The 18214-nt window shown below is 34.6% G+C and carries 16 protein-coding genes; 14 read left to right on the top strand and 2 right to left on the bottom strand.

Going from position 1 to position 18214, the window contains the following annotated elements:
* Nucleotides 1-112 precede the first annotated feature (112 nt).
* Together R3L15_RS13410 and R3L15_RS13405 are read left to right on the top strand one after the other, a co-directional pair.
* Complete coding sequence (locus tag R3L15_RS13410; protein WP_338732282.1) at nucleotides 113-2488, top strand: TonB-dependent receptor; 2376 nt, start codon at nucleotides 113-115, stop codon at nucleotides 2486-2488.
* Nucleotides 2489-2492: 4 nt separating this feature from the next.
* On the top strand, nucleotides 2493-3335 hold the full coding sequence (locus tag R3L15_RS13405; protein WP_338732281.1) for a DUF4249 domain-containing protein: 843 nt from the start codon (nucleotides 2493-2495) through the stop codon (nucleotides 3333-3335).
* Nucleotides 3336-3350: 15 nt separating this feature from the next.
* On the opposite strand, the gene R3L15_RS13400 is transcribed toward R3L15_RS13405, so the two are convergent.
* Nucleotides 3351-4505: a DNA polymerase III subunit delta' gene (locus R3L15_RS13400; protein ID WP_338732279.1), complete on the bottom strand. Its 1155-nt coding sequence runs from the start codon at nucleotides 4503-4505 to the stop codon at nucleotides 3351-3353.
* Between the two features lie 122 nt (nucleotides 4506-4627).
* Here R3L15_RS13400 and R3L15_RS13395 point away from each other — a divergent pair, with 122 nt between their 5' ends.
* Genes R3L15_RS13395 through R3L15_RS13385 form a run of 3 tightly spaced genes read left to right on the top strand, consistent with a single transcriptional unit; the run spans nucleotide 4628 to nucleotide 8439 of the window.
* A complete protein-coding gene (locus R3L15_RS13395; RefSeq protein WP_338732278.1) occupies nucleotides 4628-5815 on the top strand; it encodes a phosphoglycerate kinase in 1188 nt (395 codons plus the stop codon).
* Between the two features lie 57 nt (nucleotides 5816-5872).
* Nucleotides 5873-7441: a LysM peptidoglycan-binding domain-containing protein gene (locus R3L15_RS13390; RefSeq protein WP_338732277.1), complete on the top strand. Its 1569-nt coding sequence runs from the start codon at nucleotides 5873-5875 to the stop codon at nucleotides 7439-7441.
* A gap of 17 nt (nucleotides 7442-7458) precedes the next feature.
* Nucleotides 7459-8439 carry a DUF4837 family protein gene (locus tag R3L15_RS13385; RefSeq protein ID WP_338732275.1) on the top strand — a complete coding sequence of 327 codons (981 nt, stop codon included), beginning with the start codon at nucleotides 7459-7461 and terminating at the stop codon, nucleotides 8437-8439.
* Between the two features lie 70 nt (nucleotides 8440-8509).
* Here R3L15_RS13385 and tatA read toward each other — a convergent pair whose 3' ends face one another.
* Entirely contained in the window at nucleotides 8510-8689 is a 180-nt protein-coding gene (tatA, locus tag R3L15_RS13380; protein ID WP_338732273.1) for a twin-arginine translocase TatA/TatE family subunit, read from the bottom strand.
* A gap of 117 nt (nucleotides 8690-8806) precedes the next feature.
* On the opposite strand from tatA, the gene R3L15_RS13375 reads away from it, so the two are divergent.
* The 9 genes from R3L15_RS13375 to cysQ all read left to right on the top strand — a co-directional run bounded on the left by R3L15_RS13375 (nucleotide 8807) and on the right by cysQ (nucleotide 18214).
* Nucleotides 8807-9673, top strand: coding sequence for a M23 family metallopeptidase (locus tag R3L15_RS13375; protein ID WP_338732272.1), 867 nt, complete (start codon nucleotides 8807-8809; stop codon nucleotides 9671-9673).
* Nucleotides 9674-11176 carry a GH3 auxin-responsive promoter family protein gene (locus tag R3L15_RS13370; protein ID WP_338732271.1) on the top strand — a complete coding sequence of 501 codons (1503 nt, stop codon included), beginning with the start codon at nucleotides 9674-9676 and terminating at the stop codon, nucleotides 11174-11176. It abuts the gene before it with no gap.
* 26 nt (nucleotides 11177-11202) lie between these two features.
* Nucleotides 11203-12891, top strand: a complete 1689-nt coding sequence (locus tag R3L15_RS13365) for a DUF6909 family protein (protein WP_338732270.1) — start codon at nucleotides 11203-11205, stop codon at nucleotides 12889-12891.
* A 12-nt stretch (nucleotides 12892-12903) separates the two neighbouring features.
* Nucleotides 12904-13956: a hypothetical protein gene (locus R3L15_RS13360; RefSeq protein ID WP_338732269.1), complete on the top strand. Its 1053-nt coding sequence runs from the start codon at nucleotides 12904-12906 to the stop codon at nucleotides 13954-13956.
* Nucleotides 13949-15001: a dTDP-glucose 4,6-dehydratase gene (rfbB, locus tag R3L15_RS13355; protein ID WP_338732268.1), complete on the top strand. Its 1053-nt coding sequence runs from the start codon at nucleotides 13949-13951 to the stop codon at nucleotides 14999-15001. Before R3L15_RS13360 ends, rfbB begins: the two co-directional genes overlap by 8 nt.
* The gene (gene rfbA, locus R3L15_RS13350; RefSeq protein WP_338732267.1) at nucleotides 14998-15882 is read left to right on the top strand and encodes a glucose-1-phosphate thymidylyltransferase RfbA; all 885 of its coding nucleotides are present in this window, start codon (nucleotides 14998-15000) and stop codon (nucleotides 15880-15882) included. Before rfbB ends, rfbA begins: the two co-directional genes overlap by 4 nt.
* Nucleotides 15863-16405 (top strand): dTDP-4-dehydrorhamnose 3,5-epimerase, encoded by a 543-nt coding sequence (gene rfbC, locus R3L15_RS13345; protein WP_338732266.1) that lies wholly within the window; start codon nucleotides 15863-15865, stop codon nucleotides 16403-16405. The genes rfbA and rfbC overlap by 20 nt, the downstream gene beginning before the upstream one ends.
* Nucleotides 16405-17259, top strand: a complete 855-nt coding sequence (rfbD, locus tag R3L15_RS13340) for a dTDP-4-dehydrorhamnose reductase (protein ID WP_338732265.1) — start codon at nucleotides 16405-16407, stop codon at nucleotides 17257-17259. Before rfbC ends, rfbD begins: the two co-directional genes overlap by 1 nt.
* 157 nt (nucleotides 17260-17416) lie before the next feature.
* Entirely contained in the window at nucleotides 17417-18214 is a 798-nt protein-coding gene (cysQ, locus tag R3L15_RS13335; protein WP_338732263.1) for a 3'(2'),5'-bisphosphate nucleotidase CysQ, read from the top strand.

Here is an 18214-nt window from a genome sequence, read left to right as displayed (position 1 = left end):
TCGTTTAATCACTTGTAAATAGCAATATGCTTTTAACAAAGACATAAAACCGAAAACGTTAGTTACAGTGATTATTCCTTAATTTTATCGATCTGAAAACAATATTATATTAATGAAACCCCTCTTTTTAACCCTCTTTTTACTTTCGAGCATTTTTAGCCAGTCTCAAGAAAAATTCACCCTTAGTGGTACTGTTAAAGACCATACCAATGGCGAAACCTTACTTGGTGTCACGGTATATTTAAAAGACACCAACATTGGAAGTATTACAAACGAATATGGATTTTTTTCGTTAACTGCGCCAAAAGACAACTATACGTTAATTATTTCCTATGTTGGTTACGAATCTTATTCGCAAGAATTAACCTTAAACAAAGACCAAAAACTAAATATAGAATTAAAGGCTTCATCAACTGCGTTGGATGAAGTGATTATTACGGCAGAAGAATCGGAAATGGTAAGCATTCGTAAACCCCAAATGAGTGTGTCAAAACTCAATGCCAAAACCATTAAGGAAATGCCAGCAGTTTTAGGCGAGGTCGATGTGGTAAAATCCATTCAGTTGCTTCCTGGTGTCACCAATAATGGCGAAGGTTCTGCTGGATTTCATGTGCGTGGTGGTGCGGCCGATCAAAACTTAGTGCTTCTTGATGAGGCCATAATTTACAACACCTCGCATTTCTTTGGATTTTTCTCGGTTTTTAATGCCGATGCCATAAAAAACATTAAACTCTATAAAGGTGATATTCCTGCAAAGTATGGTGGTCGTGTATCGTCTGTTTTGGATGTACGTCAAAAAGACGGTAACAGCAAACAGTTTGAACTTAACGGCGGCATTGGGTTAATTTCTAGCCGATTGGCTGCAGAATCGCCATTATTTAAGGATAAAGGCTCGTTTTTAGTTGCTGGAAGAGCCTCGTATGCGCATTTATTTATGCCATTGATAGAAGAGGTTGAAGACGATAAAATTTCGTTTTATGATTTGAATTTAAAAACCAATTACGAACTTAATAAAAACAATAGGTTATACCTATCGGGTTACTTTGGGCGTGATGTGTTTAACCTCTCTAAAATTATAGAAAATAATTACGGAAACGCTACGGGAAACCTACGTTGGAATCACGTGTTTAACGATAAATTGTTTTCAAACCTGTCGTTTATTTATAGCAAATACGACTATCAAATTCTATTGGATTTTATTGAACTGGATTGGACGGCAGATATTACCAATTTCAACCTTAAATACGATTTGGGTTACTACGTAAACAACAACTTAAAACTAGATTTTGGTATTAGTGGGTTGACCTACAACGTTAATCCTGGTGAAGTAAAACCAGCTTCAGAATCCTCTTCAATTAATTACTTAAAATTAGATGAAAAAAGAGCCTTTGAAGGTGGAGCTTATATTGGTTCCGAACATCAAATTTCAGATAAATTAACCCTAAATTACGGGTTAAGATATAGTGCATTTTCTAGACTTGGCGGCCAAAATATTACTAATTATGTCAATAACCAACCTGTTATTTACAACAGCGATTTAGGCATTTACGAGCGCGGTGAAGTAGCCAACGAAACCTATTATAGTAAAAGCGAAAGCATAAAAACCTTTGGTAATTTTGAACCGCGTTTAGCGGTATCCTATCAGTTAAACAAGATGTCTTCGGTTAAGGCGAGTTATACCAAATCCACACAGTATTTACATTTATTATCAAACACCTCATCGGTAACGCCGTTGGATGTATGGACACCAAGCGGCAAATACATAAAACCCCAAATTTCAAATCAGTTTGCATTGGGTTATTACAAGAAATTTAAAGACAATGCCTTTGCCTTAGAATTGGAAACGTATTACAAACACGTTGATAACAGGATTGATTATATAGATGGCTCTAGTTTAATAGGAAATAACAACATAGAAACCGAGATTTTAAATGGAGAAGCTAGAGCTTATGGTTTGGAAGTGCTATTTAGAAAGAACAAAGGCGATTTTACGGGGTGGTTGGCGTATACATTGTCAAAATCTGAACAACGTGCTTTAGGCGGAAATGCTGGCGGACCAGGTATAAATAATGGTGATTGGTACAATACGCCATACGATCGTACACACGATATTTCGCTAACGGGCGTTTACAAATTGAACACCAAATGGAGCCTTAGCTCAAATTTTGTGTTTCAAACAGGACGTCCAGTAACGTATCCAAACGGGCAATATACTTACGAAGGCCTTTCGGTAGCAACCTATTCAAACCGAAACGAAGACCGTTTACCAGCATATCACAGATTAGATGTTTCAGCAACGTTTAAACCTAATAACAACCCAGATAAACGCTGGAAATCGGAATGGGTATTTGGCATTTACAATGTGTATAACCGAAAAAATGCAGCTTCCGTTAGTTTTAATCAAAATAGGGAAACAGGCGTAAACGAGGCTACAAGAATTTCCATTTTTGGTGTAATTCCATCGGTAACGTATAACTTCAAATTTTAAAAAAATGACACGATATATCATAGCAATTTTAACATTTAGCCTTTTATTGACATCTTGCGAAGATGTCATTGATGTTGATGTGCCAACAGCAGAACCACGCTTGGTTATTGAAGCGTCTCTAGATTGGGAAAAAGGTACAACAGGAAACGAGCAAACCATTATGTTAAGGATGTCTACACCATATTTTGAGACCGAAGAAAACACAATGGTCACAGGCGCAATGGTTACGGTTACCAACAACGATACAGGCGATATATTTTCATTTACCGACCAAAATGACGGCACATATACCACAACCAATTTTGTGCCTATTTTAAACAATACGTATAGTTTGGAAGTCATTCATAACGACGAAACCTATGAAGCCACGGAAACTCTAATGCCGGTTTCCGATATAAATAATGTCACACAAAGTACCGAAGGTGGCTTTGATGATGAACTATTAGAACTTAATCTTTATTTTGATGATCCTGCCAATGTTGAAAATTACTATTTAATTAAGTATGATGTGGAAGGCGATATGTTTCCTTATCTGGAAGATTTATCAGATGAATTTGTAGATGGTAACGAGATACACGATTTCTTTGAAAAAGACGATGACGAAGACGGTGAGGAAACTCCTTTTGAAGCCGGCGATGTTGTAAACGTTAGTTTGTATGGTATTTCGGAGCAATACTACAATTTTATGCGTTTGTTAATCGAGCAATACGATAGCCAAGGCGATCCGTTTAGTTCCAATGCGGCGCAAGTAAGAGGAAATTGCACCAATCCAACACATCCAGAAAATTATGCTTTTGGGTACTTTAGAGTCACCCAAGTAGATAAACAAACGTATACGTTTCAATAAAAATTAAGCCGGCAATTAGCTGGCTTTTTTATGTAATAAACGGGTTAGTTTTATGGATAAATCGGTAAGCACGATTTTTGCGTTGGCATTACGCTCAATATGATAAATGGCATCTTGCAATTCGTTGCTAATATCCATAATATTATTGCCGTGAACAAAAGGCGCAAATTTTTCCAGTTTAAATCCTTCGGTTTTGGGTTCTACAAACACGAGATTGGGAGCGTTGTAGTTTAATAACAGCGCTTGTCTAAAGTAATCCAAACAAAAATGTAAAAACTGCTTTTGGGTCTCACGACCTGTTTTGGCGATGGTTTCACTCCAAGAAATTAAATCGTGAATGGCACCTTTATTACCTTTGGCTTTAAAAGCCGAACGTACCCAAAACACAAACCATTCTTCAAATTGAATATCTTCAGAATCGTGATATACCAAATCGCAAGCTTTATTGAAATTACCATTAGCTTGATGCGCAATTTTGGTCGCATCGGCCTCGGCAATGTCAAATTTTTTAACTAGCGTGTTTTTAATGTCTTCCTCGGCTAATGGTGGAAAATGCAAGACTTGGCAACGCGATAAAATGGTATTTATAATTTGCTCTTCGTCTTCGGTAATAAGAATAAAAATGGTCTTTTCTGGCGGCTCTTCAATCAGTTTTAAAAGCTTGTTGGCAGCGGCGGTATTCATTTTTTCGGCCATCCAGATAATCATCACTTTATAACCGCCTTCATACGATTTTAAGGCTAAGGACTTTACAATATCCTGGGCTTCATCAACACCCATTTGACCTTGTTTGTTTTCAATGCCCAACTTTTTGTACCAATCAAACAAGTTGCCGTAAGGTTGTTCATTTAGTAACTCACGCCATTCTTCTAAAAAATTAGACGAAACCGGGTGTTTTTTAACCTTATCGTTGGCTGCAACAGGAAAGGCAAAATGCAAATCGGGATGCGAAAGGTTGTTAAACTTGAGGTTGCAAGCATCATTTCCACCGGTGTTTTCACCATCAGCATTTTTGCATAAAATGTATTGCGCATAGGCAATTGCCATTGGTAAAGTGCCACAACCTTCTGGCCCAACAAACAGTTGTGCGTGTGAAATCCGCCCATTGTCGGCACTTGTAGTTAAATGTTTTTTTATATGTTCTTGTCCTATAACTTCTGAAAACAGCATAAAGCAAAGATATGTTTTTTAATGGTTCTGAAAAGCTGAAAACGTTTTCGATAAAAAACAGATTTTTTGACGTGATTTAATTGGTTACATTTGTGGTTTAAGACTATAAAATAATCAACCAGATGAAAACAATAAACGACTTCAATTTTGACAATAAAACAGCCTTAATTCGCGTAGATTTTAACGTGCCTTTAAATGATGCGTTTGAAGTAACCGATGCCACTAGAATTGTTTCGGCAAAGCCAACCATTATTAAAGTTTTGGAAGATGGCGGAAGTTGTGTGCTAATGTCGCATTTAGGACGACCAAAAGGCGTACAAGACGAATTTTCGTTAAAACATATTGTACCTAAAGTTTCTGAAATTATTGGCGTTGAGGTAAAATTTGTTTCCGATTGCGTTGGTGAAGCAGCCGAAGAAGCAGTTAAAAACCTACAGCCAGGAGAAATTTTACTATTGGAGAACTTACGTTTTCACGATGAAGAAAAATCTGGCGATAAAGCATTTGCTGAGCAATTATCGAAACTTGGCGATGTTTATGTAAACGATGCTTTTGGAACAGCGCACAGAGCGCACGCCTCAACTACAGTTGTTGCCGAGTTTTTCCCAGAAAACAAATGTTTTGGAAGCTTATTGGCCAAAGAAATTGAAAGCATAGACAAAGTAATGACGTCTGGTGAAAAACCTGTTCTTGCTGTACTTGGTGGTGCAAAAGTGTCTTCAAAAATTACGATTATAGAAAATATTCTAGACAAAGTAGACCACTTGATTATTGGCGGCGGAATGACCTTTACTTTTGTAAAAGCGCAAGGTGGTAGTGTGGGCGATTCTATTTGCGAAGATGATAAAATGGAACTGGCCTTAGATATTTTAAAACAAGCCAAAGAAAAAGGTGTGCAAATTCACTTACCTGTTGATGTTGTGGCTGCCAATGCATTTAGCAACGATGCCGATACCCAAATTATGGATGTTACTAAAATCCCTGATGGCTGGCAAGGTTTGGATGCAGGTCCAAAGTCGTTAGAACTTTTTAAAGAAGTGGTTTTGCAATGTAAAACCATTTTATGGAATGGACCACTAGGTGTTTTTGAAATGGAAACCTTCTCTAAAGGGACTATTGCTCTTGGAGATTTTATTGCAGAAGCTACTAAAAACGGTGCGTTCTCCCTTGTTGGCGGTGGCGATTCGGTGGCCGCTGTTAAGCAATTTGGTTTCGAAGACAAGGTAAGCTACGTAAGTACAGGTGGTGGCGCTATGCTAGAAAGTCTAGAAGGGAAGACATTACCAGGCATTGCTGCCATTCAGCAATAAAAATTACTTTATACGAATTTTACGTATCTTTCGTTACGTTCATAAATGAATTTATAAATGCGCTTATTTAGCATCACGTTTTTATGTCTTATATTTTGTGGCACAGCCTATGCTCAAGAGCCTAATGTTACACAAGAAAAAATTGATTCGACAAACGTTTCAACCACCACTCGTGTTAGCGATACCATTTCGGATGGCAAGACAATTCCTGTTACCAAAATTTCTGCAGAACAAGATTCGTTAAGCTTTAAAACGCTTAAAGCAGATCACGATTTAGCAATGAAGCTAGACGAAAAATGGTTGGATGAATTGTACAGCAACGCTCTTTTTGACACCATTTACAAAACCGTTTCGGAGTTAGAATATAAAGAGGTAGATTATCCCGAGTTATCAACCGATACACTTAAGGCCAGATTAGAAAGGCTAAACGCTAGAACACCATTTAATGTAGAGTATAATCCGTCTTTGGAAAGTGTGATTAAAAACTTTTTAAAACGCAGAAGGCGTTCTATGGAGACCTTAATGGGATTAAGCCATTTCTATTTTCCTATGTTTGAAAAGGAGTTTGATAATTACAACATCCCGTTGGAGATGAAATACCTTGCTATTGTAGAATCGGCTTTAAAACCACGAGCACGATCTCGTGTTGGCGCCACGGGGTTGTGGCAGTTTATGTTTGCTACAGGGAAGCAATATGGCTTGGATGTAAGTAGTTATGTTGATGAACGTAGCGATCCTATAAAATCGACCAAAACAGCAGCCGTATATTTATCTAAATTGTACGAGATTTTTGGTGATTGGGATTTAGCTTTGGCAGCCTATAACTCTGGTCCTGGAAATGTATCAAAAGCGATTAGGCGATCTGGCGGGTATCAAAACTACTGGAACATTCGTCATAATTTACCGCGGGAAACGGCAGGTTATGTTCCTGCGTTTTTGGCGACGATGTATATTTTTGAATATGCCGAGGAGCACGGTTTTAAACCCGAAAAACCCTTGTTTCATCATTTAGAAACCGATACTATTCGCGTAAAGCAAATGATTACCTTAGACCAAGTTTCTGAAGCCACAGAGGTTCCCGTTGAAGAACTTCAGTTTTTAAATCCATCATACAAACTGGATATTATTCCGCTTATCGAAGGAAAGAATTATTATTTACGATTACCTAGATATGCTGTTGGCAAATTTGTAACTAACGAAACCGATATTTATGCTTTGGCAAAAGCCGAATTTGATAAACGCGAAAAACCCTTGCCACAATTTTTTAACTCTGATACCAAAATAAGATATCGTGTAAAAAGCGGTGATTATTTAGGAAAAATAGCCAGAAAGTATGGCGTTCGCGTAAGCCAAATTAAACGCTGGAATGGTTTGCGAAGCAATAACTTAAGAATAGGGCAGCGACTAACAATTTACCCTAGAAACCCAGTTGCAGTTAATACAGCTAAGCCTAAAGCAACAGTTAATACTAAAGGAAAAACGACTTATAAAGTGCAAAAAGGCGATTCGCTTTGGAGCATTTCGCAAAAGTTTCCTGGAATTTCTGTTCAAAATATTCGAGATTGGAACGATATTAGTGGGAATAATTTAAAACCAGGAATGGTATTAAAAGTTTCAAAAGGATAACAGAAAAACCAACTATTATGCAAAAATTATTTACGTTATTAATGTGTTGCACATTAATTTTATCATGTAACGATAACAAGAAGGGTGAAAAAAGGAAGATATTACCAGAATCTTCAGGGAAGATAAATAACCTATCGGTTGTTATAGAGAACGATTTATGGGAAGGGCAAGTTGGAGAAGCCATTAGAGAAACATTAGCAAGTCCAGTAGATGGTTTACCTCAAGATGAGCCTCTATTTAGTATGAGTCAAATTCCACCATCAGTATTTTCTGGATTTGTAGCACAAAATAGAACCGTTTTAAAAATAGAAACAGCTAAAAAAGCTGAAGTAAAAATTGCATCGAATGTATTTGCAAGACCGCAAAGAGTTGTTCTTGTAAGTGGAAATTCTAATGAAGAAATAGCAAAACTAATAGAAACCAATAGCAAACGCATTATTCAAGCTTTAAAGCAGACTGAAATAAAAGAAAAGCAGCGTAGAATGGCTTTGTCTTTACATAAAACAAAAGCTATCGAGGAGAACTTAGGAATTTCAATAAAATTCCCCTCAGCCTATAGAATTGGTGTGGAAGAAGATGGGTTTTTCTGGCTTAGAAAAGATATAACCACAGGAACAACTAATATCATGATTTACGAGCTTCCATATGGAACTATAAAACGCAACGATAGTCTTGCTGGTAATATTATTAAATTAAGAGATTCTATTGGTAAAGCGCATATCCCAGGTCCGGTAGATGGTTCTTATATGATTACCGAAGAAGCTTATGCTCCTTTTATTTTTGAAACAACTATAGATGATAAACCTGCTTTAGAAACTAAAGGCCTTTGGGACGTTAAAAATGCCTTTATGTCGGGGCCGTTTATTAATTATATTATAGATGATAAAGCCAATAACAGGCAACTTGTGTTAGAAGGGTTTGCGTTTGCACCATCGGTAGAAAAACGCGAATATATGTTTGAATTGGAAGCCATACTTAAATCCATTCAATTTAAATAAATAAAACACCTTATAAATAAAAAGCCTTGCAATTAGCAAGGCTTTTTATTTATAACATCAATTATATTGATTATTCTTTTTCTTTTGGAGCATCTTCATCTTTACTGGCGTCTTTAAACTCCTTAATACCACTACCTAAACCGCGCATTAATTCTGGAATTTTCTTACCGCCAAATAATAATAAAACCACTACAACAATTAAGGCTATTTGCCATGGTCCTATTGCTAAAAATATACTTGCTGAAATCATAACATCTTAATTTGAAGTACAAAGTTACTAATTAAACTTCAAATACAACATTTAAAAAATAAACTTTAGTAAAAGGCGTTATCTTTTGCACTTATTTTGACTAATTTTGTTAGTAATATGTCTAAGAAGAAATCATCAAAAAAAATAAAAAAGAAGCTGTTTCATAAGTATCGTTTAGTTATTCTAAATGAAGATACGTTTGAAGAACGTTTATCTTTTAAGCTTACACGCTTAAATGTTTTTGTGCTTATGTCTATTTCGGTTATAGTTTTAATAGCAGCAACCACCATACTTATTGCTTTTACGCCATTAAGAGAATATATACCAGGATATTCGTCAACAGCGTTAAAAAAGAAAGCTGTGGCTTTAACTTATAAAGTCGATTCTTTAGAAAACGTTTTAACAGTAAACGAACGTTATTACGAGTCGATTAAAAAAGTGCTTCATGGAGAAATTAGCACCGAAGAATTTAATAAAGACTCTATACAAGAAGAGATAAAATTGGATATTACTCAAGATGATTTAAAACCAACAAAAGCCGATTCTTTATTACGAGAAAAAGTTGAAAAGGAAGATAAATACAATTTATTTGAAACGGCAACTTCTAAAATTAACTTTGTCTTATTTCCTCCTGTAAATGGCACTATTTCTGAAGCATACAATGCTAATAAAAAACATTATGCTATAGATCTTGTTGTTTCTAAAGATACACCTGTTAAATCTACTGCCGATGGAACGGTTATTTTTGCTGAGTGGACTGCCGAAACCGGCCATGTTATTATTGTAGAACACAGTAATGGCTTAATTTCTGTTTACAAACACAATAGTTCGTTAACCAAGCAACAGGGCGATTTAGTTAAAACCGGAGAAGTTATAGCTATGGTGGGTAACTCTGGTGAATATTCTACAGGAACACACCTACATTTTGAACTCTGGAAAGATGGGTATCCTATTAATCCAACAAACTTTATAGACTTTAATTAAATGCCATCAATAAAATCTGTATTAGCAAAACCTTTTGCAAAACTTGTAGCAAAGTCCATAAATAAATGGGCTAATAATCCTATTGAAACACAAGAAAAAGTCTTTCAAAATTTAATTAGTGAAGCAGCTTCTACTGTGTTTGGACAAGATCATGATTTTATTAGTATAAATACCTATCAAGATTTTAAAAAGCGTGTTCCTATAAGAGATTACGAGGATTTAAAACCCTATGTAGAACGCGTTGTTAATGGAGAGGAAAATATTCTATGGAAAGGAAAACCTATTTATTTTGCTAAAACCTCTGGAACAACATCGGGAGCAAAATATATTCCTATTACCAAAGAAAGTATGCCAACGCATATTAAAGCAGCAAGAAACGCTATTTTAATGTATGTTGCCGAAACAGGAAACACGAAATTTATTGATGGCAAAATGATTTTCCTACAAGGTAGTCCAATATTAGAGAAAAAAAACGGTATCGAATTAGGGCGATTATCGGGAATTGTAGCGCATTATGTGCCAAACTATCTTCAAAAAAACCGTATGCCATCATGGGAGACCAATTGCATTGAAGATTGGGAAACCAAAGTAGATGCCATAGTAAAAGAAACGCTACCAGAGAATATGACCGTTATTTCTGGAATACCATCTTGGGTACAAATGTATTTTGAAAGAATTGTGACGAAAACAGGAAAAAAGGTTGGTGATGTTTTTAAAAATTTCGACTTATTTATTTTTGGAGGTGTAAATTACGAACCCTATAAGTCTAAATTTGAAAATTTAATAGGAAGACAAGTCGATAGTATTGAGTTGTACCCAGCCAGCGAAGGTTTTTTTGCTTTTCAAGATAAGCAAAACGAAAAAGGTATGTTGCTTCAGTTAGATTCAGGGATTTTTTATGAGTTTGTAAAAGCCGATGAGTTTTTCAATGAAACCCCAACTCGAATAACTATAAAAGATGTTGAGGTTGGTGTAAACTATGTCATGATTATTTCTACTACAGCAGGTTTATGGGGTTATAATATTGGCGATACGGTTCAATTTACATCCACGAAACCTTATCGCGTGATTGTTTCAGGAAGAATAAAACATTTTATTTCGGCCTTTGGTGAACATGTTATTGGTAAAGAGGTGGAACAAGCCTTAAAAGATGGCATTGAAGGCACACAAGTAGCAGTAAATGAGTTTACGGTAGCGCCACAAATAACGCCAGAAGAAGGCTTACCATATCATGAATGGTTTATAGAATTTGAAAAAGAGCCTAAAGATATGCAGGAGTTTATCAATAAAATTGATAGGTCACTTCAGCAACAAAACAGTTATTATTTAGATTTAATTGAAGGGAAAATTCTACAACCATTAAAAATCACCATGGTCAAGAAAAATGGCTTTCAAGAACATATGAAAAGTCTAGGTAAATTAGGCGGACAAAACAAACTACCTAGATTATCAAATGATAGGTCTATTGCTAATAATTTAATTACATTAGCTTTAATCAAATAATATTATATTTGTCGGCAACTATTTTTATGAATAAAGGAAAACATCAAGGACGAACACGAGCTCAAGAAAGTTCAAATGCCATAGAGCGCATGTATATTACTATGCGCCATTTGTTTAATAGAGGCTTTTATAAACCCATGGGTGTTTCTGGCGAAACGTTACGTGAAGCATTACTACTACTACGTCCAGAAATTTATGGTTCTGTAGCCGAAGAAAAAGCCGAATTAGAAGGCCTTTTATACGTTATAGATAGATTACCACAAGGCATTGAAGAATGTACTTACATTAACCTTACTAGTGACGAAGGTTATGGGAGTTCCCATTTTAAACCTATTATTCCACCCAAAAGAAGACGTAATTGTTACCGTATTGATGAAGAACAAATGAATATTGAGGTAACAAGAGGACGATCTGAAATTTACGATATTTTAACGCATCTTACGTTTTTGTTTGTAGAGTCTCATAAAATAAGTAACCGTGTTCTAATAGATGAACAAGGTACAACAACCAGAGATTGGATTAAGCTAGAGAAAGCTGTTTTGTCCACAAAAAAGCTTACTCAAAAAGAACGTGAAATAGCTATAACGCACACAGCCAATATTTTAGGAAGAACCTTTAGTAAGCTTACCCAAGTTTATAGCGATTTTGCTACGCCAACACAACCAGAACGCTTACTTCATATTGTTTATTGGTTAGGAAAACTAGCCATAGAAGAACAAGTAAACAGCAATAAAAGAACGGTAACCTTTAGTCCAGTATTAAGAGAGCGTTTAGGGCATCATATTCATGGCGAAATTTGGGCAGATAACATTAAGCAAGTATTAGAAAAGCATGGTTTACTAGAAAAACCTATTCATATAATAAGTGCTAATATGCACAGTGTTATGAATTCGCTTTTTGCACCAATAGCTTTGAAATCTGAACTTAGCAAAAAATCTATTTTTGAAGTTTATGAAGACTTAAGTCAAGGTAAAAACAAAGCTTTACGCAATAAAGTAGAAAAACTAGCGTTGCAGAATGGCATGATATATATACCAGATCACTCAGGAACTAATATTGACGTACAAATTTTTGATACATCTAAGATAGATTTAGAAAAAACCGATTTAGAAGTCACATCTAAATCAAAGTCAAGCGAGCAACCTGTGATTTTTGTTATGGATTATGCATTTGGGGAACAAGCTTACGAAACTATGGATGAGTTGTTAAAACCCATTAAAATTAATGGGAATAACGCTCATTTAAATGTAGAGTCTATATCTATTATGGGCAAAGCAGGAATTTTAGAAGGTGGCAAAGGCGATATTATGATTCCATCGGCACACATTTTTGAAGGCACCGCAGATAATTACCCCTTTAAAAACGAATTGTCTAAGAGTGATATAGAAGACCAAGGCATAGATGTGTATGAAGGCGCTATGATAACCGTTTTAGGAACCTCATTACAGAACAAAGAAATTTTAAAATTCTTTTACAATTCTACGTGGAATGTTATAGGTTTGGAAATGGAAGGTGCACATTACCAAAAAGCCATACAAGCGGCTTCGCGCGTTAGAGGAAATATAAATGAAAAGGTTAAAGTAAGATATGCTTATTATGCTAGTGATAACCCCTTAGAAACAGGAAGCACATTAGCCTCTGGTGGTTTAGGCACCTCTGGTGTAAAGCCAACCTATTTAATTACAAGACAAATTTTAAAACAAATATTTAATTAATCATAACATCAAATGAGTAAAAATTTACCAGAACATACACCTTCTGAAGAAATAGATTTAATTCAAATCTTTAATATGATTGGTAATTTATTTACCAAGCTATTTCATTTTATTGGGGTTATTTTTAAGGCTATTTTTTCAGTGTTTATTTATGCTTTACAGGCTATATTTAAAAACTTTAAACTTATTGCAATAGTTATGTTGTTGGCTGCTATTGTAGGGGTTGTTTTACAAAGAACCCAGAAAGATGTTTATGAGTCTCAAATGCTTGTTAAACCCTATTTTGACTCTAAGTTTCAGCTGGTTACAAATATTAATTATTATAATGCCTTAATAGGTGAGAGGGATTATAACCAACTATCAGAATTGTTTGATATTACTAATGAAGATGCTGCAAAACTAATTGAATTTGAAATTAATCCAGGCCCTGAAAATGAAAATGACAAAATACTTCAATACGACAAATTTATAAAGTCAATAGATAGTGTTCGAGCACAAGATATTGGTTTTGATGATTTTATTGAGAACAGAAGCATTTACTCAGGGGATATTTTTGAAATTAGTGTTAGATCTTTTAAAAAGAATATTTTTAGGTCTTTAGAGGAGGGCTTTAATTCAACTTTTGAGAATTATTATTCTAAAAAGAAAATGAAAAAACGCGATTCTTTAATTGCTATTAGGAAAGAAAAAGTGTTGTCATCACTTAAAGAGATTGATTCTCTTAAGCAAGTTTATATTAACGTTATGACAGAAGAGTCAAAATCTAAAGAGGGTTCTTATTCAACAAGAGATGGCATGTCCTTTATTCAGGAAAAAACAAAAACAAAAGAGTTTGAGTTACTTAAAGAAGAAATGAAATTAAAGGAAGAGTTAAGTGACTTAGAATCTCAAAAAGTAGAAGAAGATGTCTTTTTCGATACCTTATCTAGCTTTCAAGATGTTGGAGCTAAATATTCAAGCATTTGGAATATGTATATTTTAATATTTCCTGTTATAGCATTCGTTTTATTGTGTTTTGTTTATTTAATTAGAAGACTAACCAAATATGTTTTATCATATGAATAAAACCATATTAATTACAGGAGGTGCAGGTTTTATAGGGTCTCATGTCGTTAGGTTATTTGTTAATAAGTATCCTAATTATGAAATTTACAACCTTGATGCCTTAACTTATGCGGGTAATCTAGAAAATTTAAAAGATGTTGAGGCTAAAACCAATTATCATTTTATTAAAGCTGATATAAATGATGAGAATTTAATTACACATCTTTTTCAAAAACACCAATTCGAGAGTGTTATTCATTTGGCTGCTGAATCTCATGTAGACCGTTCTATTAAGGATCCTTTAGCATTTGTAAAAACAAATATAATAGGAACACTTAATTTGTTAAACGCTTTTAAGGAATTATGGGAAGGTAATTTTGAAGGTAAACGTTTTTATCATATTAGTACCGATGAAGTTTATGGCACATTAGGAGAATCAGGATTATTTACAGAATCAACACCATATTCTCCAAATTCACCTTACTCAGCATCAAAAGCAAGCTCAGACCATTTCGTGCGAGCCTATGGTGAAACGTACAATATTCCCTATGTGATTTCTAATTGCTCTAATAACTATGGGCAAAATCAATTTCCTGAAAAACTTATTCCGTTATTTATTAATAATATTATAAATAATAAATCATTGCCAGTTTATGGCGATGGCAATTACACGAGAGATTGGTTATATGTTGTTGATCATGCTCGAGCTATTGATTTAGTCTTCCATAAAGGAAAAAATACTGAAACCTATAACATAGGTGGATTTAATGAATGGAAAAATATAGATTTGGTACAGTTGCTTTGTAGCCAAATGGATAAAAAATTAGGAAGAACTTCTGGAACATCTAAAAAACTAATCACATTTGTAAAAGATAGACCAGGTCATGATTTAAGGTATGCCATAGATGCCAACAAAATTAATAAAGAATTAAGTTGGGAACCATCAGTAACATTTGAGCAAGGATTGTCTATAACAATAGATTGGTATTTAAACAACCAAGAGTGGTTAAACCATGTAACAAGTGGTGCGTATCAATTATATTATGAAAAACAGTATTATAAATGAAAGGAATTATTCTAGCAGGAGGTTCAGGTACACGGCTACACCCTTTAACATTATCGGTAAGTAAGCAACTTATGCCAGTATATGATAAACCAATGATTTACTATCCATTATCAACACTATTGTATTCGGGTATTAAGGAAATTTTAATTATTTCAACACCAAAAGACCTTCCCCTTTTTAAAGATTTATTAGGTGATGGCGAAAAATATGGATGTCGTTTTGAGTATGCTGTACAAGACCAACCAAATGGTTTAGCAGAGGCGTTTATAATAGGCGAAAAATTTGTGGGTAATGATAAAGTTGCTTTGATTTTAGGCGATAATATTTTTTATGGTAGTGGGTTGTCAAAATTATTACAAGAGAACAATAACCCAGAAGGAGGTATTATATACGCTTATAGAGTTCATGACCCCGAGCGTTATGGCGTAGTCGAATTTAATAATGATGGACAAGCGATTTCTATAGAAGAAAAACCTAAAGAGCCAAAATCCAATTATGCTGTACCGGGGATTTATTTTTATGATAATAGTGTAATCGATATTGCCAAAAATATCACCCCTAGCGAAAGAGGCGAGTTAGAAATAACCGATGTAAATAAAGCCTATTTAGAACAAGGTAAACTAAATGTAAGTATATTAGATAGAGGAACGGCGTGGTTAGATACAGGGACATTTCAATCATTAATGCAAGCTTCGCAATTTGTTGAGGTTATTGAAGAGCGCCAAGGCCTTAAAATAGGATCTATTGAAGCTGCTGCCTTTGAAATGGGGTACATTACAGAAACACAATTTAAAGATTTAGCAAAACCATTGATGAAAAGTGGTTATGGCAAAAATTTATTAGGCCTAATACAAAAAGAGAATGAAAATAACAGAGACTAAGCTTAAAGATTGTTTTATTCTTGAACCTCATCTTTTTAAAGATGATAGAGGGTATTTTTTTGAAAGCTTTAATCAAAAACAATTTAATAATTTAATAGGCAAATCTGTTACGTTTGTACAAGATAATGAATCGTTTTCTACTAAAGGAGTAGTAAGGGGCTTACATTTTCAAACAGGGTATTTTGCTCAAGCTAAGCTTGTTAGAGCTGTTAAAGGAGCTGTTTTAGACGTAGCAGTTGATCTTAGGCCAAAATCTCCCACATTTGGAAAGCATATATCTATTGAATTAACAGAAGAAAATAAAAAACAGCTTTTCGTTCCTCGAGGGTTTGCCCATGGTTTTGCTGTGCTAAGTAAAACAGCTATTTTTTCTTACAAGTGCGATAATTATTACAACAAAAAATCTGAAGCAGGTATTATGTTTAATGACCCCACTTTAAATATTAATTGGAAACTTTCTAATGAAGAAATTCTTGTATCAGAAAAAGATGCTGATTTACCAACTTTAAAAGAATATTTTTAATGGTTTTAAGAATACTGGTAACAGGTAGTCAAGGTCAGTTAGGTCAATGTTTACAAGATGTTGTTTTAAAAAATAACTCTTCTATAGAGTTTGTGTTTTTAAGCTCTTCAGATTTAGATATTACCAATACAGATCAACTTGAAAATGCATTTCAAACAGAAAACTTTGATTTTTGCGTTAATTGTGCCGCTTATACCGCTGTAGATGTAGCCGAAGAGAATCAAGAATTAGCGTTTAAAGTCAATGCTGAAGGTGTAAAAAATATCGCAGAGGTCTGCAAGAAGCATAACACTACACTTATTCATATTTCTACCGATTTTGTGTTTGATGGCAAAAATAGAACCCCTTACAAAGAAACTAACACAACTACGCCAATTAATATTTATGGTGAATCAAAATTAACAGGTGAAATATTTTTACAAGATATTCTAGACCGTTATTTTATAATACGAACTTCATGGTTGTACTCGGAATATGGCCATAATTTTGTGAAAACCATGTTGCGTTTATTTAAAGAAAAGGACGCTTTAAATGTTGTCGATGATCAAATAGGGTCTCCAACCTATGCTGGCGATTTAGCTAAGTTTATTTATTATATTATTTCAAGTCAATCTACTAATTATGGCGTTTATCATTTTAGTAACTTAGGAGAAACTAGCTGGTTTGGATTTGCTAAAAAGATAAAAGAACTGTCAAAGTTGCATGTAAAAATTATCCCAATAGCATCATCGGAATTTCCCACAAAAGCCGTCAGACCAAACTATAGTGTGCTAAGTACTAAAAAAGTCGAGGAGACTTTTAGCTATGGCCTAATTAATTGGGAAAATAGCCTTCAAAACATGCTTGCTATATAAACCTAAGCTCTTTGTAAGAAAAATCGCTTACTTATACGGACTATCTACGGGAAATCTACGGCGTATCCATAACGCATTTACAATTAAGACGTTATTTTATATAATTATCTTGATTAAGTGGATATTAATGATAATTTTGTATTCTTATTTTCAAACAATGGATAATAAAAGCCTACAAACAGCAATAAAAGCCTCATTACAAGCAGGAAAGGTTATCATGCAAGTGTATGACACCGCTTTTGATGTAGAAATAAAAGACGATAAATCGCCATTAACAGAGGCCGATAAACGCGCTAATGATGTTATTAATTCGTTCTTGATTCCAACAGAAATACCCATTATTTCTGAAGAGAATAAACAAACAGATTACGCTGTTAGAAAAACTTGGGAAACCTGCTGGGTAGTAGATCCCGTAGATGGTACCAAAGAATTTATAAAAAGAAATGGCGAGTTTACAGTAAATATCGCATTAATTAAAAACGGTAAACCAATTTTAGGTGTTATTTATGTGCCTGCCGTAAAAACCATCTATTTTGCTGATGTAGAAAAAAACGAAGCGTTTAAGGCAAATTTAGAGTCACATGATGTTACTGTTGAAACTATATTGGATTTAGTAGAACCCTTACAACCCAAACAAAACAATACCAATAAAGTAGCAGTTGTTGGCAGTCGTTCGCATATGAATCAAGACACCTTAGATTTTGTAGAAAGCTTAAAGGCAGAGGGTAAAGAGGTTGAGATAGTCTCTAAAGGAAGTTCTTTAAAGTTTTGTTTAGTAGCCGAAGGCAATGCCGATGTTTACCCACGTTATGCACCAACTATGGAGTGGGATACTGCTGCGGGACAAGCTATTTGCAATGCTGTAGGCCTAGAAGTCATTTCAAAAGAAACCAATCAACCCCTTCAATACAATAAAGAGAATTTACTAAACAGTTACTTTTTAGTAAGTCAATAA

Source organism: Mangrovimonas cancribranchiae (assembly GCF_037126245.1).
Classification (GTDB): Bacteria; Bacteroidota; Bacteroidia; order Flavobacteriales; family Flavobacteriaceae; genus Mangrovimonas; species Mangrovimonas cancribranchiae.
Note: the sequence above shows the minus strand (reverse complement) of the source record. Positions and strands in the feature narration are given on the sequence as shown.